The following is a 19,853-nucleotide window of genomic DNA, read 5'->3' as shown; positions in this document are numbered from 1 at the left end:
CTGAGGCCTGACCCTATAAATCGCCAAAAAAGGAGGAGAAACTTATTAGTGATCGCAAATAAATTGAAAAAATATGAAAGAGAATATATATAATAGAAGCATTGCAGATATACTTGCTCACTTTAGGGTGACAACCGACGATTTGCAGAAAGTTATGCACGAAGCCCTGAAAAAGGGCGGCGATTATGCAGACTTGTTTTTCGAACATACTTTCAATAACAATATCAGCCTGCGTGACAATGAAGTGAACAGAGCATCTTCTAACATTGATTTTGGCGTGGGCATACGTGTTGTTGTTGGCGATCAGACAGGCTATGCTTATGTAGAGAACACAGCCTTGGAAGATATGGTGCGTGCGGCTAAAACTGCGGCTAGCATTGCAAATATGCCTAAAGAAGTTTCATCCGTACATGTGGATGAAAAGGAGTTCAGAAACTATTACAAAATAGAGAAGCCGTGGCCGGATTTTTCGGTGAATGATAAGAAATCGTTTATACAGAGGCTTAACGACCGGATTTTTGAACTGGACAATCGTGTGGTGAAGGTATCGGTAAGTTTGAGCGATACAACATCTTACATCCTGTTTTTCAATTCGGAAGGATTGTTGACGTGGGATTATCGACCTATGGCCGTTATGTACGCATCGTGTACGATGGAGCAAAACGGCAGTTTGGAGAATGGCTATTCGTCCCGTGCCTACAGAAAAGGTTTTGAATTTCTGGGCAATGACCTGATAGAAACATTGGCGCAGGAAGCTGTTGCTAAAACGGCATTGATGTTTGAAGCCGTGAAGCCAAAAGGTGGAGAAATGCCAGTGGTAATGGGTGCGGGAGGCTCTGGAATCTTGCTGCATGAGGCAATAGGACATGCCTTTGAAGCCGATTTTAACCGGAAAAATGTATCTATATTTTCCGATCAGTTGGGTAAACAAATATGTAATTCTCAGATAAACGTTGTGGATGACGGAACTGTCGAATATGCTCGTGGTGCAATCAATTTTGATGATGAGGGCATCGAGAGTCAAAAAACGTACATTGTGAAAGACGGAATACTGGAGAGTTATCTGCACGACCGCATCAGTGCCGGATATTATGGGGTGAAGCCTACGGGCAACGGTCGCCGTCAGTCTTTCCGTCACATACCTATGCCGAGGATGCGTGTTACTTACATGGAAGACGGAGACATGCCTGAGTCGGAAATGATTGCAAGTGTGAAGAGTGGGGTTTATGTTGACAATTTCACAAACGGACAGGTGCAGATTGGCGCAGGAGACTTTACCTTTTTTGTGAAGACTGGATATCTGATAGAAAACGGAAAGTTGACTACTCCAATAAAAGATATAAATATTATTGGAAATGGTCCGAAAGCACTTGCAGATATAACAATGGTGGGCAACAACCTGAAAATTGATGAGGGTGCATGGACTTGCGGAAAAGATGGGCAGGGTATGCCGGTAGGACAAGGGTTGCCGTCGGTGTTGGTTAGTAAATTAACGGTTGGAGGAGAATAAACAAATGATAGAAGAAAAACATAAAGAGATTGCCCGTTGGGCGATGGATTATGCCTTGAAAAATGGTTGCTCGGCATCCCGTGTTTCTGTTATAACGGGGCAAAACAGTTCGTTCGAGTATCGTAATACTCAATTGGATAAGTTGCAACTGAACTCAGAGAATAAACTCTATATAGAATTGTTTGTAGAAGGAAAGTACGGCTCTTTTTCTACAAACAGATTGGACAGGGCAGAGTTGGAAACATTTATAAAAGAAGGGATACTTTCCACTAAATTTTTGGCTGAGGATGTTTGCAGGCAATTGCCCGACGCTTCTCGCTACTATAAATCGGATGGGAGAGATTTAGACTTGTACGACCCTTCTTATTTCGATCGTTCCACGGATGAAAAACTGGACTTGCTAAAGCAAACCGTTAACGAGATATATGGAACGGACGACAGGATAGTTTCAGTCACGGCGAGTTTTGGTGATGGTTGTGGAGCCGAATATATGATAGCCAGCAATGGCTTTGAAGAGGAAACACAAGATTCGGCTTTTAGCCTGACAGCCGAAGTTGCGCTGAAAACGGATACTGATGCTCGTCCCGAAGCATATTGGTACGATAGCCGTGTCTATTGGTCTGATCTTCAAAAAACGGGTATTGCCAAAACTGCATTGGAAAGAGCTTTGCGGAAAATCGGGCAGCGGAAGATAAAATCGGGCAAATATACAATGTTGTTGGATAATACAATGTCGTCACGATTGTTGTCGCCGCTTATCTCGGCTATGTATGGATCTGCGTTACAGCAAAAAAACTCATTTTTGTTAGATAAACTGGGCGTACAGGTTGTATCTGAAAAACTAACAATACGAGACAATCCTCATCTGAAAAGAGCATTTGGTGCACGTTGGTTCGACGGCGAAGGGGTGGCAACCCATGAGGGAACAATCGTAAGTAATGGTGTTTTGAACACCTATTTCATTGACACTTATAATGCTCTGAAAATGAACGTTGCTCCTACAATAGCATCACCGTCCATTATAGAAGCGGCATTGGGGTCGGAAAATTTTGATGGTTTGTTAAAATCAATAAAAAAAGGCATTTGGGTGACAGGCTTTAATGGAGGGAATTGTAACTCTACAACAGGCGATTTTTCTTTTGGAATAGAGGGTTTTCTCATAGAAAATGGAATTGCAGTGACACCGTTGAGTGAGATGAATATTACGGGTAATATTTTATCTTTGTGGATGAATCTGGCGGAGATAGGCAACGATCCTCGCAACAATTCTTCGTGGCGATTGCCGGCTTTGGTTTTCGAGGATGTAAATTTTAATGGAGTTTAGAAAAAATAATCAAGATAACAGAAACTAATTGCAATTTACCTTGTTTAAATAAAGATAGAGTTAATTTAGTTACGAGTTAATTTAGTTACGAGTTAATTAGTTACGAGTTACAAGTTACAAGTGGCGTACGCTTGATATAAAACAATCTGAGTCTCAAAAAGCCTTTTTGATTCCTTTTGAGACTTAGGTCAATTAACAATCGAGGAGCGAAGGCGACTCAAAAGGAATGCAAGGAATTTCAATTCCGCGCAGAACAAACTAATAATTTAATAAATAAACAGACAATCATGAAACCTTTAAAAATCACATTAATTGTTGCTCTTTTTGCATCATTCTTTTTTTCCAGTTGTTCTTACAATTCGATGGTTGAAAAGCAAGAAGCAGTTTCTTCTCAGTGGGGAAATGTGCAGAACTCTTATCAACGCCGTGCCGATCTTATTCCTAATCTGGTGGAGACGGTAAAGGGGTATGCTTCTCACGAGAGTAAAACTTTAACTGATGTTGTGGAGGCCAGAGCAAAGGCTACTTCTATAAATTTGACAGCCGACCAGCTAACGGAAGAAAATATCCAGAAGTATCAGGCGGCTCAGGGTGAATTGAGCTCTGCTTTGGGTAAATTGATGATGGTGCGTGAGGCTTATCCCGACCTGAAAGCCAATGTGAACTTTATCAATTTGCAGGATGAACTGGCAGGGACTGAGAACCGCATTTCGACCGAAAGGAACAAATATAATGAGATCGTAAAAGACTATAATGGATATATCCGCAAGTTTCCGCAAGTGATTTGGTCAGGATGGTTTGGTTTCGATAAAAAAGGATATTTCGAAGCAGATGCAGCCAGCCAGAAAGCGCCATCTGTGAATTTCAATAATTGATGATAATGAGAAAATTCCTTTTGATTGTCATCATACCGTTTTTGCTGTCAGGTTTTGAACTTAATGCTCAAGACCTGCCACAGCCTATGTCGCCACCGAGGCTGGTAAATGATTTTGCAGGAATTTTCAGTTCGCAGCAAAGTGCCGATTTGGAGCAGATGCTTAGAGCATATAATGACAGTACGTCTACTCAAATTTATGTGGTTACGGTAAAAGACCTGCAAGGCTATGACGTAAGCGATTATGCTATCAGGCTCGGCGAAAAATGGGGCGCAGGACAAAAAGGAAAAAATAATGGTGCGATTATATTGATTAAACCTAAAATAGGAAGCGAAAGAGGACAAGTGTTCATCTCCGTGGGATATGGACTGGAGCCTTTTCTTACAGATGGAAGAATCGGGCGTATTATTGATAATCAGATGCTTCCTTATTTTAAACGGAATAATTATTATGGCGGCACAAAGGCTGCTATCGAGAAGATGATACAATATCTTTCCGGGCAGTTTCAAGGCGATCCGGATGACGACGACTCGGGGTTCACGGTAACGATAATTATCATCATTATCCTTGTCTTTATTATAATGTCTTCCAATAAAAACAAAGGAAACACAGGAGGACGCTCCGGTGGTGGCGGATTTTTCCCTCCGATGGGTGGCTTTGGCGGAGGACGGTCTTCGGGCGGAGGCTTTGGAGGTTTCGGCGGAGGTGGTGGCGGCAGCTTTGGCGGCGGTGGAGCCGGTAGAAGCTGGTAGAAGCTGGTAGCCAATCTATTCCCTTTCCAATACTTCCTCGTATGTAAGTTTGCCAATGTATCGTGTTTCAGGCTTAAACTGAGGCGAAAACATGCTTTTTTCGGCATCGTAGTCCATGTATCTCAGTCCCGCAACATCCGATAATCCATAAATGAATCCTGTGGTTGAATAAGGCAGTTTTGTGTTGAAAACAATCTCAGGATTTGTTTCTTTATATTTATCGGAAACCCACACCATGAAAGGAATCTGGCACATGTAGCGGGATACCTTTTCGTAGGCATGACCTGCAAACTTTCGTTTGTCGTACAATTCTTCGCCGTGATCGGAAAAGTATATTAAAACGCTTTTTTCACCGCCCTTTTGTTCCAGGTTGTCAATGATGCTGTTTATAACAAAATCGTTGTATGCGACGGAATTGTCGTATTCGTCAATCATATTTTTTGCTTCCTGATCTCTGTATTCGGCGTTGGCAACCAAACCGTCTTTTGTATGATCGAATAATTTAAAATTTTCGGGGTATCTCTTTTTATAGGCCATGTGGCTACCCAATAGCTGTATGATGATGAGTTTGTTTTTAGATGAGTTATCTTTGTTTTCCAGAATTTCTTTCAAAGTAGGAAGGATAACCTCATCGTGTTGCTTCTTCTGACTTAATTGGTATCTGTTTTTCGCTATATCGAGCAATACATCATAGCTGGTTCTGAACTTGCCACCAAAGGGTTGATTACTCATGAAATATGTGTCGTACCCTGCTCTGTTGAATAACTCGAATACGGATGGCTTTTCGGTGAAATAGTCGGGGTTTTCCTCATCCATCATCGTAAATAGGGTTCTGACGACGGGTATAGTATGCACCTGTGGAGGGGTAACATCCTCATAAACATATAGTTTGTCTTTTCTTTTAGACAGCAGAGGATTGGTCTGACGAGGATATCCGTACAGGCTCATGTGATTGCGAGTAAGCGATTCGCCTATCACAACTACTATGGTTTGAGGGATGCTGTCGGTATTTGCAATCTCAACAGGGTAACTTATTGTATGACGCGACGATATTGTTTTTTCTTCATAACCTAGCCTCAGTTTATAGGTGCAGAACGTTTTGTAGAAGCTGAATATGTATACGGACTGAGAAAGTTTTTGTCCTGCAAATATAAGTATCAACAAAATGAAAGGCACGGAAAATAAAACCTTGTGTCCCTTTATTTTCAGGGGTTTAAATGCTTTCATCTTCCATATCATAACGGCGGGTATAGCCACATAAATGAGCACTGCTATTATAACCCAGATGCTTAAGTAGTCTGTCAGAAACTCTTTGCTTTCGTCGGGATTTGTTTCAAACAGGCTTGTTATGCTATATGTTTCGAGCATCACCCTGGCAAAAAGCAAATAAGACAAAAATATGGCAGAAGGTATGATCGAAACAATCAATATAACGGTACTTATTATTTTCTCAGCTTTCGACGAGCAGAAAAGAGAAAGCAAGGCCAACGATATAAATAATATGCCATTCACTACTATGATGAGTACAACATGCCAAAAATCAAGATTTTGGGCAATAGGGCAAAGTATCGGCAAAATGAGAAGAATGTAGAATAAAAATATTAATTGGAGTTTCTTTTTATTCAGAATATTTAAAATCTCCTCCGGTAAAACTTTTTTCATAGTTTGTGGGTTCTGTAAAAGAAGCAGCAATCTTAGTTAGAAATTGGTCATGTTTCGTTTCATATCAACGACAAATGTAGCACTTTATTCTTATTTTTGATAATCTATTAATTTTTCTAAAGAACATTTTTATGTCAAAGCATCTTGTCAGGAAATCAAAATTGGGCAAATACAAGAAAGAATCCCTTGTTTTAGGCGATATAACTTATCGGGGAAGTTATAATATCCCGACCTCTATTGAGCATTATCAGTATAATAACCAATCGTATACAGATAAAAAAATGCAAGGGGAAATAAAAATATACGATTGCCTTTTGCCAAATACGGTATCGTGGTTTCAAATTACTGGCCTTACCGATGTAGACAAGATAAAGAAGATCTGCAAAGAGTGTGGAATCGAACGTTTCGATATAAGGAACCTGTTTGCAGGGCAACGGGTGACTAAAGTTGTTTCGTATCCTAACATCAGCTTCTTATTGCTGTCGGGGTGTTATGTGGATAATGAAAAAAATATGCAGACAGAGCAGATTGCTTTCATTCTGGGTAAAGATTTCGTGATCAGTATGCAAGAATCGTCTACATCTTATTTCAACGGGATTGTGGAGGTCTTGCAAAACCCGAGTTCGCAACTTCGTATGAAAAATGCCGATTATTTGCTGTGTATGTTGCTCAACTGTGTACAAGGTCAGTATGTGGAAACCATTTATAGCGAAATTGAGATTATGAGCGAAGTGGAAGACATTTTGATAGATAAAACAGATCAGCAGGTGAATGTAATGGCCAGTATGCGTGAGGGCAGGAATAATTATCTGACTCTGCGACGAAGTGTGTCTCCGCTGCGGGAAGAGTTTGCAAATATTCTGCACAACACAAACGGTTTGATATCTTCGGATAATATGATGTATTTCAATGATTTTGACGACAAACTCAGGGCGGTTTTGAACGACTTGGAGATATATAACGAAACATTGAGGTCGGTATTGGAAATCTATTACAACGATAATAGCCAACGGATGAACGAGATAATCAAGCGATTGACGGTTGTTTCTACTATCTTCATTCCGCTCACTTTTATAGTGGGTGTATGGGGTATGAATTTTAAAATTATGCCTGAAGTAGAGTGGAAATACGGTTATCTTTTTGCGTGGCTGGTTATATTTGCCATAACATTGATCTCTGTTTGGCTTCTGAAGAAAAAGAGATGGTTCTAACTTACTCCCAATTATAGATACCCATAATTAAACCGGCAACACCGATAACGATGAGAATACAACCCAATATTCTGTTGAAAAGTTTCAAGGCACGAGGGTTGAAACGGCTTCTTAGCCTATTGACAATTGTTGATACCAAAAACCACCATAGCATGATGCCGACGCTTACAGATATAAGGCCTACTATATTTTGCTCGTTATTGTCGGCCGATATAAAGTTGAATTGCGCAAACATTGCTATGAAATAGAAGAATATACCGACGTTAGACAGGTTGAGGAAAAAGGATGAAAGCAAGTCTTTCCAATAGGGCGATGTTTTTTGCCCTTGCTTTTTCAAGCCTATGGCAGGATTGGTTTTAGAGACAAAATACCCGAATACGAGAAGCACTATGCTTCCTAATATTTGCAGGATTATATGGTTGGTTTCGATAAAGTTTACAACAAACCCCATACCCAGACCTGCTATAAGAGCATATATCATATCCGACAGCATAGCCCCCAAACCTGTAGTTAAACCATGATTACGGCCTTCACTTAAAGTTCGTTGAATACACAACACACCAATGGGCCCCATCGGTGCAGATACCAAAATTCCTATGAATAGTCCTTGCCAAACGATATCGGCCATATTTTACAGCTTAATTCTTTTTTGGTACAACAAAGATACTATCAAAATATTAAAAACAGAATATATTTTATCAAACTTGTTGTTTGTGCCGGTCAATTTTATAAAAGAGAACAAGGGCTAAAAATGTATTTAACCCTTGCCTTTTCATATAATTTCATACAGTTATTGTCAATACTTGCTGAATATCAGTTTCATTTTCAGATAATCAGGGTCTGTTCTCAATATTGACGATGCGGGCATCATGTAATGAAATACTCCAACGTCATAATATCCGGTATTACTACTGCCTTCTTGCGCTATTTCGACAGGAATGACTGTGAAACTCTTATTGTCTCCCGAAATTTCTCCTCTGCTATATTTCTTTACATAGTTGTGAACCAAGGCTGACACATTTTTGAACATGAAGGTATTGGTAAACGTCTTATCCGGATTTACTATAGATGCGGTTGTACAGTATTTCCCATCGGGAAGTTTTTTTCGCTCGAAGAATGTTTTTATCGAATCAGAATCGATAAGTAGAATATTAGACACTCTTGTGGGCGAGGTGGTAGTTATATTTTCTTTTTCGGTGTAACCTGTCAGAGTGAGGCTGGCAAGGTTAATGGCACGTATTGTGTCGATCACACCGTTCTTATCTCTCATCATATCTGCTATATCTTTTATCGGGAGAGATAATTCTGTGAAAACTCCGGCCGGACTTTTCAGATAGCATGCTCCCGTTCCTTCGGTTAGAAGGTCGGCAGGGATTTTGTTCCGAACCTGATTCAATTGCACAACTTCGGTTGTTGTGCTTAAAGACATATATCTAACCAGAGTTGTATCGGTAACTTCATCCACGCTACCTTTGGGGATAACGTATGAGTAGTATAGATCGATAGAGGAATACAATACTTTTATCAGCGTTTCGGAACCAAAGTCGGATGTTACATATACTCCGGGGAAAAACTCATTGAATTTTTCTGAGTTGGCAAAAGGATTGTTATCACTTTTGTATGCGTTATAAAAATCTTGCCCGAATTCTTTCCCCAAGTCTATTTGTAACGATCTGCCCAGTGATGAACTGGAAACAAAAGGAATGGAATTTACAGAGAATGCTGTTTTGCCCAACAGGGCAGACATATCGCAAAACTCGGTAGGATCTATATCCGTGTAGTAGTTGTTTACTAAAGGAGATGTGACTTTGTATAAGCTGATACCCATTTGCGAAAGTGAATCGCCAACAAATTGGTCGAAATCGATTGAAAAATATACAGAATCTATCGTTATCGGGTATTCATCTTCGAAGCTAACATTGTCCGGGCAATAGAATTGGCATAGATAATCGGACTTGATAGTACCAAAAACATCGTCTTCATACTTACCAACTAAGCCGTTGATGGTGCGGGCGTATATAGATTCCGCCTGAACTGTTTTTGCAGTCAGGTATACAGAATCCACAATAACATCAATGTTATCGCCATCGGGAAGAATTCCGTTACCAACACTATTCAAATCGTCATCACACGCTGAAAAGATAACCGTCAGCGCAATTGCGATACTATACAAGAATGATTTAAAATTCATCTTATGATTCCTGATTTTATATTTTGCCCCAAATATCTTAAAAAAACTCTTATAAATATAATTAGGGCATCTATTTTCATTTTTTTTATGATTATTGATTCTTTCAAATTGAGTTCTGAAAACAATTATGCCGAAATAGCAGAAGCCGGTTCTCATTTTAAAGAACCGGCTTCTTATCTATATCAATGATAATTTTATTTTTTGATTACCACTTGTTTATGTGCTCCTTGTGCTGTTTTTACATTCACAATGTAGCTACCCGAAACAAGATTACTCATATCTATCGCATTAACATTGCCTTTAATCCGTTGAACCAGAGTTCCTGTGATGCTGTATACATCTACGTTTTCTACTTCAACTTCTGAAGAAATATATAAAGTTTCCGTCACAGGATTTGGATATACAGTAAATGATGTACTTTGTACTTCTCCGATACCGGAAGTTGGGTAAGTCAGACTTATATAGAACAGGAATGTATTGGTTGTACCTTTCGATCCTTTTGCTATTTTATGGCTTCCTGCCGGAAGTTCTAACGTAAGTTTGCCATCACTAGGTATATCGTACGCTGTACCGTTGATCTCAATTTTTTTACTTGAAGCTGCGGCAAATACTAGTGTAAGTGTACCTTGCTTATCGGAGGTAAATGTAATTGATGTGGAAGATTCCATTTTCAGGTATTTTGACAGAGTTGAACCATTAACCGTAACTGTACCTCCGGCACTTCCTGATGTGGTGCTTCCTGTGATAGAGTAGAATGAACTGTTTTTGTCATTGGCTGTGAAGTTATGTACCTGATCTCCATCAGGAACAATGCCGCCATCGCCGCCATCTCCTCCATCGCCGCCGCCGTCGCCGCCGTCATCACCACCATCGTCTCCGCTGTTGCCACCAGCTCCACCTTGTATGGAAACCAAACCGGATTTATAGCCGGTAAGTGCAGATGATAATTGAGAGTTTACATCGTAAGAGCTGTCGTCGGTTGCATTGTTGAACGACCACTTGAAATCGCCTCCAAACATACGTCCGGCGTATGCCATGACTTTTGTTTTAGCGTCTTCCGGACTATCGGGGGTGTACGCATACATGATAGACGAATTGGTGTCAAAATTGTTGTATGTGTTTGTCCCTGACAGAGTTTTTATTGTAGATGGTACTTGCTCGTCTCTGCTGGAAGCAACGTAAGCATCAAAATTGGTAGTGTTGCTTGATGAATAAGGCTTGTATCTTTTGTTTGTTGCCGATTCAGCATCAAGGTAGTTTCCGAATGCTTTAATCATACCGCCGGCTTCGCCGGAGAAAGTTCCGCTACCATCACCTTCCAAAATGTCTGTTCCTTGTTTAGAGATCAACATCGGATTTTTAGTGTTTCTGAAGTAATTGTTTTCTACAAATACACTGGCTCCTGTTGTTGCCCCGATGCCATATTTTGCTACACCATCGTAATAGTTGTTATACACATGAACAGTCATTGTACGAACACGTGGATGACGGCTGTCGGAATGGTCAAACCAATTGTGGTGGTAAGTCAGGTAGTTGGGGCCGCTTTCGCTCTTCATACCGCAAAGAGAGGCTTTTCCTGAATCGATGAAGTGATTGTAAGAGAAAACGGTGTATTTACAGTCATCTTTCACGTCTAATGATCCGTCACCTTTCGATTGATCGCCTCCTTTGTTTTTTCCGTAGAGGAAGTCATTGTTGTGTATCCATAAGTTTACACTTTCTTTTAGGGAAACTCCGTCATCCGGAAACCCCATAAATGCGAGGTTACGTACTTCTACATTGCCGCATTTGTTTATTAAAAGTCCCCAGCCGTTTGTGGTAGCATCATCACCTACTCCTTCGAATGTGATGTTCATTTCGGAATAGTTCTTGCCTTTCACTTCAAGTAGGCTTCCCGATGATAGACTGCCTAAACTGGATGCTGTGATATTGCCTATAAAACGGATAGCCAAAGGGGTTTTGTCAAGCCCTTTTTCTCTTCCTTGCAATATTGCTACAATTCCGGTACGTTCTTCTTTACCTTTATCTGTGGTTACAAAACCTTTTACCGATGCCCCATTTGTTGGTGTGATATAGATTACTTGAGCACCTGATTTGAGAGAACCATCGTCATTGTAAGCTCCTGATCCGGACTTGAATGTCGAGTTTGCTGAAAATGCAAAGCCTTCACGTAGGTGAGCTTTTACTTCCAATGACGCTGAAACTGCTTGTTTCGAATCGTCTTGAGTTTCGCCGAAAACGGGTACAACCTTTATCTGGTAATTTCCCGCTTTTAAACCTAAAACGTCAGCTCTGAAATAGCTTGAGTATTTTCTTATTAGAAAACCGTCTATTTTTACGTAGTCGGCATCTTGTGAGTTTACAGCCTTATAATATACATTATAGCTGTCGGCGCCATTAACAGGGTCCCATTTCACATAGGCCGATTCGAGCCAACCTGCAGACTCCGTAATGTTTACATTCTGAGCCCATATTGAGGCAACAGAAAAAATAAATAGAGTAATTGATAGTAAAAATAATTTTTTCATGATATTAAGATTGTTGTCAAGTTTTGTTCCTGATATTTTGTAATCGGATATAAAACATCGGAACAAATATAGTTTGACTTAATATCGCAAGGGGGTAATTTTCGACTAAAAGGGTGTGTTTTTAGACGTCAAGGCATTTTGTAATAACCAAAAAGGTTATATCCTTTGTAGATATAACCTTTTTCCTATTATGCTTAATCTATTTATTTAGACATACAAACTATCGTAAAATTCGGCGATAGGTGCTACGGCTTCTTTAGCTTCGCCCTGATAAGGCAGGAATTTTATTTTATTTTCTTTTATATAATTCAATATTTCAGGATTTACAGTTTCTTCACTTTGAATAACTCCGTCTGCATATTTAGATGCAAAAGTAGAAAGTGTAACATAATCAATGTCTCCCTTAAAGTCTTTCAGATGATTGCCCGAAATACCTTTCAATTTCAGTTTTGTTGCAAACTTTTCGGTGAAAGATTGTTTGAAATCGTCGTTGTACAATGAATAAACCACCTTAGTGTCTTTGAAACAAGGATCGTCGGCAAACGCAGTCTTTATATAAAGCGGCGTCAATGCTGTCATCCATCCGTGACAGTGAATGACATCCGGAATCCATCTCAGTTTTTTTATTGTTTCAAGTACTCCTCTCACATAGAAAATACTTCTTTCATCGTTGTCTTCAAATTCATTGCCTTCATCGTCAGATGTGGTGAACTTGCGGTTGAAAAAATCTTCATTGTCGATGAAATATACCTGCATACGTGCTGCTTGTATAGATGCCACTTTTATGATCAGCGGGTGATCTGTGTCGTCTATAATGAGGTTCATACCGGATAGCCTGATCACTTCGTGCAGTTGGTTACGTCTTTCGTTGATATTACCAAACTTGGGCATGAAAGTTCTGATTTCCCGACCAGCCTCTTGAATAGCTTGAGGCAATTGTCTGCAGTTTGTAGAGATTGGTGAATCTGGTAGGTACGGTGAAATTTCTTGTGTGATAAATAATACTCTTTTTGCGCTCATTTTTTATTTTCGTAATTGGAATACAAAGATAATAAAAAAAAATCTTGTTTTTTGCAACAAATGCTTAGCAAATTTGCGATTTTTGAGTTTATTCATTTATTTTAAGCCAAAATCGGTATGTTTTTTTACTTTAAAAAAGAACGAATTTCTTTTATATTCTCATAAATATTTTGTTGCTTTGCATTGTTTTTTAACAGGCAATTGCCTGTGGTTAAATAAAGATTAGCAAAGATGGTTATAGTCCACACTGTAAAAGAATTGTGTGACATGCTAAATAGCTTGCGTGTAGATGGGAGAACTGTGGGTTTTGTTCCTACAATGGGCGCGCTTCATTACGGGCATATTTCTTTGGTGAAACAAAGTTGTATGGAAAACCAGGTGAATGTGGTTAGTATATTTGTCAATCCTACACAATTTAATGATCAGAACGATTTGATTAAATATCCACGCACTTTAGAATGCGATTCGGTAATGCTGGAGAAAGAAACCTCTGTTGATGTGATTTTTGCTCCATCCGTTGAGGAAATCTATCCCGAACCCGATACCCGAACGTTCGACTTTGGTATGTTGGATAAGGTGATGGAAGGAAAGTTTCGTCCCGGACATTTCAATGGGGTGGCGCAGGTGGTAAGCCGTTTGTTCGAACTGGTGAAACCTGATGTGGCCTACTTTGGCGAGAAAGATTTTCAGCAGTTGGCAATAATCAGGGAGATGGTGAAACAATTGAATTTGCCTGTAAAAATAAAAGGTATGCCCATTATACGAGATGCTAACGGCTTGGCTATGAGCAGCCGGAACGAGCGCCTCTCGGAAGATGAAAGAAAAAGAGCCCCGATTATATATAAAACATTGTCCGCAAGTAAGGATTGGATGAAACAAAACACGGTGGAAAGTGTTATAAACAAAGTAATTGAAGAAATAAATAACGAACCAGGTTTTGAAGTGGAATATTACGAAATTGTGGATGGAAATACACTTCAACCAATAAATAGTTGGACTGACACAGATTATGCAGTGGGGTGCATCGCTGTTTTTTGCGGTGATGTACGTTTGATCGACAATATTACATACTTTAACAATAACGAAGATTTTTCTTAAAACTATTAAGAGACTCTTTTACAAGGAAAAATGAAAATAGAGGTTTTAAAATCAAAAATTCACAGGGTAACCGTAACAGACGCAAATCTGAACTACATTGGAAGTATCACCATTGACGAAGACTTGATGGATGCCGCAAACATTATAGCCGGTGAAAAAGTATGTATCGTAAACAATAACAATGGCGAACGCCTCGAAACGTACGTTATAAAAGGCGAGCGTGGCAGTGGTGCTGTTTGCCTGAACGGGGCCGCTGCCAGAAGAGTTCAACCGGGAGACGTTATTATTATAATCTCTTATGCGATAATGGATTTTGAAGAGGCAAAAACGTTTCAACCCTGGATTATTTTTCCCGATACCAGAACCAACAAGCTTATAAAATAAATCACATTTTCTAAATTTCATCAGTCTGTAACTTGTTTCTAACAGACTGAAAAATATCAATATATGTATTCTTACAAAGATATATGGAAGGTAAGCCTACCTATCATGTTGGGTTTGCTGGCCCAAAATATAATGCAGATAGTAAATACCCTTTTTCTACGGGAGATTGGTAGTGTCGAGTTCACGGCATCCAATCTTGCGGGCATTTACTATATAGCTTTCTTCATGCTTGGCTTTGGTTTCAGCGTGGGGGCGCAGATTATGATCAGCCGACGGAACGGGGAAAAGCAATATTTCCGTATCGGTGGCATTATGATGCAGGGTGTCATATTTCTGGAAGTATTGGCACTTGCATTGTTTGTGCTTTCGTCTGTGTTTATGGACTACCTGTTGCCGATAGTCCTCAAGTCGCCGGAGGTGTGTGCGGCAGCCGAAGAGTATCTGAACTGGCGTATGTATGGATTTTTTGTTGCATTCATCAACGTTATGTTCCGTGCGTTTTATGTTGGGATTGCCCGCACGTCGGTTCTTACCCTGAATGCCGTAATTATGGCTTCGGTGAATATTTTTGTAGATTACGTGCTTATTCTGGGAAATTTTGGTTTTCCTCAGATGGGCATTGCCGGAGCAGGAATAGCTTCGTTGACGGCAGAAATTGTGTCTGTATTGTTTTTCATTATTTATACATATAAAACAGTAGACCTGAAGAAATACGGGTTCAATAAAATACATTTCGATTTTGGCGTTATCAAACGCATTCTTAATATTTCTGTTTTCACAATGGTGCAATACACCGTATCGTTGTCTACATGGTTTATATTTTTTGCCGCAATTGAAAACCACGGTTTGCGTGATGCCGAGATTGCGACGGGCATACGTGTATTCTATATGATATTCTCAATACCTGTCAATGCGTTGGCTACGGCAGCAAATACGTTGGTCGGGAATACGATGGGCAAAGGATTGATAAGTAACGTTATCCCCCTCATAAAGAGGATTAGCTTGCTCAGCGTAGGGGTTATTGTTATTGTGATGGCAGTGGTATTGATTGCCCCGAAGTTCTGGATAGCGATGATTATGTCGAGCCGTGATATGCTGCTGGTGCAAGATACTGTACCTTCTTTGTTGGTTATAGTTTTTATTTTGCCTATTTACAGTATTGGCTCAGTGTTGTTTAACTCTGTTTCGGGAACGGGTAACACCCGCACTGCATTGACAATGGAAATAACTACACTTGCTCTATACATGCTCGGAATCTGGTTTATCGTTATTCAGGCTAAAGCACCTGTGGCTGTCTGTTGGACAGTGGAGTACATATATTGGGGATTCCTTCTGATATTCTGCGCCCTTTATTTCAGATTTGGCAAATGGCAGACAAAAGAAATCTGACAAAAAAAATCAGGAATCTTTTGGTTGTGTTGGAGAAGTAGTTTGATTAGCAGCTCGGTTCTTATTAGCTCTCAGGGCAGCATTCAGAATATTCTGTAATGTTTCGGGGGTTACGTTCTGGTAGATTTTGTCTTGTACGGCGTAAGATATTTTTCCTCTTTCTTCCGAAATTACTATTGCTATTGCATCGGTTTCGGTGGCTATACCCAGAGCCGCACGATGCCTCACCCCCATACTTTTGGGTAAGTCTGTTTTCTGAGATACAGGAAGTATGCAACCGGCAGCCTCTATTTTACCTTTCGAGATAATCATTGCTCCATCGTGTAACGGACTGTTTTTAAAGAAAATGTTTTCGATTAGCCGTGTGCTGATGGTTGAGTTGATTATCTCGCCTGTCGATTCGTACATGCCAAGTCCGATCTCTTGTTCTATCACAATCAGGGCTCCCGTTTTTGTTTTTGCCATATTCATGCAGGCAAGAACCAAGGCGGTGATGCTGTCTTCTTTTATACTTGCTTGTTTTTTAACGCCGAAGAATTTGGCTATGGTATTGAAAGTCCTGTTCGAACCCAGATTCATGAGGAATCGGCGGATTTCGTCCTGAAAGAGAATGATGATAACGAAAAGTCCCACATTACCAAACATATCCAGAATGGAACCAAGCAAGCGCATCTGGAATATCTGGGAAACGAATATCCACAAAATGATAAATGCCAGAATACCATTGAACAGCGTGGTAGTGCCTGATCTTTTCACAAGGTTAAATAACTGGTACATCAACACTGCAACCAGTATGACGTCAATTATATCTCTTATTCCGAAATTATCAAGCATAACAAATTGAGGATTGTTATTTCAATTGTCTCATTATTTCGATCACTTCCACAGCTTCTTTAACATCGTGAACACGCAAAATGTTTGCTCCATGCTCCACGGCGAAAGTGTTCAGCACACTGGTTCCGTTCAGACTGGCTTCGGGTGTTATGTCCAGCAGCTTGTATATCATCGACTTGCGCGATATACCTACAAGCAAAGGTAATTCAAATATTTGAAACTTATCCAATTGTTTCATCAATTCGTAGTTCTGGATCACAGTTTTACTGAATCCGAATCCGGGGTCGACAATCACATCGCAAACACCGAGTTGCTGCAATTCTGCTATTTTTTCTGAAAAATAGTAGAAAATATCTTGCGTCATGTCGTCATATTCGGTCAGTTGTTGCATGGTCTGAGGCATGCCTCGCATGTGCATCAAGATGTATGGTACATGCAGATTGGCAACAGTGTCGAACATCATCGCATCTATTTGCCCGCCCGATATATCGTTGACGATAGCTATCCCGTATTCTTCAACGGCACATTTGGCTACATCACCGTAGAAGGTGTCGATGGAAAGAACTGCATCGGGAAACTCCCTGTTTATATGTGGCATCGCAAAACGCAGCCGTTCTATTTCTTCATTGGCCGATAGCAATGGCGACCGAGGGTTGGACGATTGTGCCCCTATATCTATAATCCTCGCCCCGTCTTCTATAATTTGAGCAGCACGGTCGATGATCTCTTTTTCCGTTTGTTTTCTGCTGACAGAATAGAACGAATCGGGAGTAATGTTAAGGATACCCATCACAACGGGATTTTCGGACAAATCCCAGAGTTCACCTTTTATGTTGATTGTTTTATTCATCCTAAATCAATAATACCTTCTTCGAAAAGAGTGATTTTTTCCAAACCGCTAGCTGTTACGGCATACGTATTTTCGATTCCTACCGCACCAATTTCAGGGATCACAAACTTAGGTTCGAGAGCAAAGACAACATTTTCTTCAAATACTTCCTTCGATCTGGGGGTAAGAACAGGTACTTCGTTGATTTCCAGACCCACGCCGTGACCAACAAATTTAGCCTGTTGCTTCGTTCCCATAAAGTAAGCCTCCAATCCGTTTTTCTTTGTCATTTCCATTGCCGTGTTGTACAAATCGGCACATGGAGTTCCGACTTTGGCATAACTTTCAATCGTATTGCAAATTTCTATCGAAACCTGATGAGCTTTGTATGCAAGTTCGGTTGTTCGTCCCAAAGAGAAAACCCGTGTCATGTCTGTCATCCAGGGAGAGTAATTTCCAGCCATATCTATCATAATGGTGTAGCCTTCCTTAATTTCCTCTCCGCTTGCGCCGATGGGCAAAGTCGGATTTGCACCGTGACCACCCAGAGCATAGTCGAAAGGCGAAGGAGATTCTGCGTTTTCACCTGTCAGGATGCTACCCATAAAGATGTCCATATTTTCTCCATAAGCCCGAAAAATTCCCATCGAGCCATACAGGCGCATTTGGCGTTCAATTTCAATTTGCAGTTCTACGTCGGTCATACCTTTCTTAAACAAAGACGGTATCAGTTTGTAAACGGCTTCGTGCTTACGGGCACATGCTCGTGTTTGTTGCAGTTCGAAGTCCGATTTTACACTGCGTATCTTCCGCATGAATGTGGATGCGTTCATCACTTCTTTTATTGCAAGGCTATTGATAAGCCGGCAGCACTCGGTATAGTTGGCTGAGTCGGTTTCTATCAATACTTTTTCGGGAGCGGGTAATTCTCTGTTTCCGAGTTCCTCTATTATTTGTTCAGGCTTGCGAACGAAGGTCACATTTTCCAAGGCAACGCCTTGCGGACGCTTCACAAAGTGGATGATATCGCCTTCGGCCGGGATATAGGCATATCCTGCATAAACTACTCCCGCAATGTAGAATATATTAACGGTGCTACTAAGTATGCAGGCATCTGCTCCTGCTACTTGTATTTGTTTTTGTACTTTTTGTAAACGATCTTTAATATCTTCTGCTAATTGTTTTTGATAACTCATGATTTCTCTTTTTTTGAAGTACAAATTTAAGAAAGAATATGAGAATATTAAGACTGAAAGATAACAGTTTATTCATAATTTGGATTTCAACAAAAAATACTTACATTTGTACCTTAATTATTGGATAAAACGGACCTCTGTCACTTTATAAGTGACGGAGGTTTGTTTTTATATAGTTTGAGTTTTCTGTCTTCCGTTCCTTATTTTTCTGGGCGAATTGCCCAATATTTTGTTACAAAATTCGTTGAAATGAGATAGCGTGCAGAATTTATTATCTGTTGATATCTGCTTCAGACTTTTGTTGGTATGATAAATCTCGTAATACACCATGTTTGCCCGTTGTTGCCTCAGCCACAGATAGGCAGAAACACCGAAAACCTTCCTGAATTTTTTGTTGAACCCCGAATAGCTGTAATTCATTCTTTCGGCTAGTTCCCTTACGTTTTTGATGCTTCTCGATTGTTGCTTCACTTGCTCCGAGAATAGTAAATCGGCTGTGATATAGGTGCTTAAAAAGCTGCTAAGTTCGTGCTGTGTATAAGAAGCCTTTAGTATGCAGACCAATTCTTTTACCTTTATTCCCGTCAGATAATGGTTGTCGATATTGTTTTCTTTGTAGATACGAAGCGATTTTACGTATGCCGTAATAGCTTCATTGAAAGATAGATGCAAAGATGAGCGTTTCTCTGTTTCGTTCGTTTTTTCTATTTGAATGTCCGAGAACAAATGGTTTTCCTCATTTAAGGCAAATGAGATCAATGTAGATTGCTCTATGGCCTTCATAAAACACTCATATTCAGACGAAACAAGAACCAACTTTCCTGCCGAAACTGTTTCTTTCTTATGCGCTGAAGAAGATATATGCAATCGTCCTTCTGTGATTAGAATAATCTTGCAATTGCTGCCGTCCGTAATCAGTTCTTCACCTTTTTGCAGATGGTGAAAAAGTATTTCAGATTTTTCCTTGTCCGGATTGTCTTGATCTAAAAATTTCATTATTTCTGTTGTTTAAGTATTTGTGTATGTTGATGTTTAACTAATGTTCTACAT

Annotated in this window: 17 protein-coding genes; 8 read left to right on the top strand and 9 right to left on the bottom strand. The window is 40.0% G+C overall.

The window, feature by feature from the left end; all coding sequences use genetic code 11:
- Positions 1-73: 73 nt before the first annotated feature.
- From D0T56_RS07190 to D0T56_RS07175, 4 genes are all read left to right on the top strand, one after another.
- Positions 74-1,510: a TldD/PmbA family protein gene (locus tag D0T56_RS07190; protein ID WP_163319468.1), complete on the top strand. Its 1,437-nt coding sequence runs from the start codon at positions 74-76 to the stop codon at positions 1,508-1,510.
- Positions 1,511-1,514: 4 nt separating this feature from the next.
- A complete protein-coding gene (locus D0T56_RS07185) occupies positions 1,515-2,834 on the top strand; it encodes a TldD/PmbA family protein (RefSeq protein WP_163319467.1) in 1,320 nt (439 codons plus the stop codon).
- Positions 2,835-3,121: 287 nt separating this feature from the next.
- Positions 3,122-3,709, top strand: a complete 588-nt coding sequence (locus D0T56_RS07180; RefSeq protein ID WP_163319466.1) for a LemA family protein — start codon at positions 3,122-3,124, stop codon at positions 3,707-3,709.
- Between the two features lie 5 nt (positions 3,710-3,714).
- Positions 3,715-4,461 carry a YgcG family protein gene (locus D0T56_RS07175; protein WP_163319465.1) on the top strand — a complete coding sequence of 249 codons (747 nt, stop codon included), beginning with the start codon at positions 3,715-3,717 and terminating at the stop codon, positions 4,459-4,461.
- Between the two features lie 15 nt (positions 4,462-4,476).
- On the opposite strand, the gene D0T56_RS07170 is transcribed toward D0T56_RS07175, so the two are convergent.
- Complete coding sequence (locus D0T56_RS07170) at positions 4,477-6,123, bottom strand: sulfatase-like hydrolase/transferase (protein ID WP_163319464.1); 1,647 nt, start codon at positions 6,121-6,123, stop codon at positions 4,477-4,479.
- A 131-nt stretch (positions 6,124-6,254) separates the two neighbouring features.
- Here D0T56_RS07170 and D0T56_RS07165 point away from each other — a divergent pair, with 131 nt between their 5' ends.
- Positions 6,255-7,334 (top strand): magnesium and cobalt transport protein CorA, encoded by a 1,080-nt coding sequence (locus D0T56_RS07165; protein ID WP_163319463.1) that lies wholly within the window; start codon positions 6,255-6,257, stop codon positions 7,332-7,334.
- A 1-nt stretch (position 7,335) separates the two neighbouring features.
- Here the strand turns inward: D0T56_RS07165 and D0T56_RS07160 are convergent, their stop codons facing one another.
- From D0T56_RS07160 to D0T56_RS07145, 4 genes are all read right to left on the bottom strand, one after another.
- Positions 7,336-7,962, bottom strand: a complete 627-nt coding sequence (locus D0T56_RS07160) for a LysE family translocator (RefSeq protein WP_163319462.1) — start codon at positions 7,960-7,962, stop codon at positions 7,336-7,338.
- Between the two features lie 168 nt (positions 7,963-8,130).
- Complete coding sequence (locus D0T56_RS07155) at positions 8,131-9,525, bottom strand: DUF4270 domain-containing protein (protein ID WP_163319461.1); 1,395 nt, start codon at positions 9,523-9,525, stop codon at positions 8,131-8,133.
- A gap of 194 nt (positions 9,526-9,719) precedes the next feature.
- On the bottom strand, positions 9,720-12,053 hold the full coding sequence (locus D0T56_RS07150) for a T9SS type A sorting domain-containing protein (RefSeq protein ID WP_163319460.1): 2,334 nt from the start codon (positions 12,051-12,053) through the stop codon (positions 9,720-9,722).
- Positions 12,054-12,260: 207 nt separating this feature from the next.
- Complete coding sequence (locus D0T56_RS07145) at positions 12,261-13,073, bottom strand: glycogen/starch synthase (protein ID WP_163319459.1); 813 nt, start codon at positions 13,071-13,073, stop codon at positions 12,261-12,263.
- A gap of 231 nt (positions 13,074-13,304) precedes the next feature.
- Here D0T56_RS07145 and panC point away from each other — a divergent pair, with 231 nt between their 5' ends.
- The 3 genes from panC to D0T56_RS07130 all read left to right on the top strand — a co-directional run bounded on the left by panC (position 13,305) and on the right by D0T56_RS07130 (position 15,944).
- A complete protein-coding gene (gene panC, locus D0T56_RS07140) occupies positions 13,305-14,171 on the top strand; it encodes a pantoate--beta-alanine ligase (RefSeq protein WP_163319458.1) in 867 nt (288 codons plus the stop codon).
- Positions 14,172-14,201: 30 nt separating this feature from the next.
- The gene (panD, locus tag D0T56_RS07135; protein WP_163319457.1) at positions 14,202-14,555 is read left to right on the top strand and encodes an aspartate 1-decarboxylase; all 354 of its coding nucleotides are present in this window, start codon (positions 14,202-14,204) and stop codon (positions 14,553-14,555) included.
- A 63-nt stretch (positions 14,556-14,618) separates the two neighbouring features.
- A complete protein-coding gene (locus D0T56_RS07130) occupies positions 14,619-15,944 on the top strand; it encodes an MATE family efflux transporter (RefSeq protein WP_163319456.1) in 1,326 nt (441 codons plus the stop codon).
- A 9-nt stretch (positions 15,945-15,953) separates the two neighbouring features.
- Here D0T56_RS07130 and cdaA read toward each other — a convergent pair whose 3' ends face one another.
- The 4 genes from cdaA to D0T56_RS07110 form a co-directional block, all read right to left on the bottom strand.
- On the bottom strand, positions 15,954-16,778 hold the full coding sequence (gene cdaA / locus D0T56_RS07125) for a diadenylate cyclase CdaA (RefSeq protein ID WP_163319455.1): 825 nt from the start codon (positions 16,776-16,778) through the stop codon (positions 15,954-15,956).
- Between the two features lie 16 nt (positions 16,779-16,794).
- Positions 16,795-17,628 (bottom strand): dihydropteroate synthase, encoded by an 834-nt coding sequence (gene folP, locus D0T56_RS07120; protein ID WP_163319454.1) that lies wholly within the window; start codon positions 17,626-17,628, stop codon positions 16,795-16,797.
- Entirely contained in the window at positions 17,625-18,803 is a 1,179-nt protein-coding gene (locus D0T56_RS07115; RefSeq protein WP_163319453.1) for a Xaa-Pro peptidase family protein, read from the bottom strand. Before D0T56_RS07115 ends, folP begins: the two co-directional genes overlap by 4 nt.
- A 168-nt stretch (positions 18,804-18,971) precedes the next feature.
- Positions 18,972-19,799, bottom strand: coding sequence for an AraC family transcriptional regulator (locus D0T56_RS07110; protein WP_163319452.1), 828 nt, complete (start codon positions 19,797-19,799; stop codon positions 18,972-18,974).
- Between the last annotated feature and the right edge of the window lie 54 nt (positions 19,800-19,853).

The organism is Dysgonomonas sp. 520 (assembly GCF_010501095.1).
Classification (GTDB): Bacteria; Bacteroidota; Bacteroidia; order Bacteroidales; family Dysgonomonadaceae; genus QVMP01.
The sequence above is the reverse complement of the archived record's forward strand: the minus strand, read 5'-3'. Positions and strand labels throughout refer to the sequence as shown.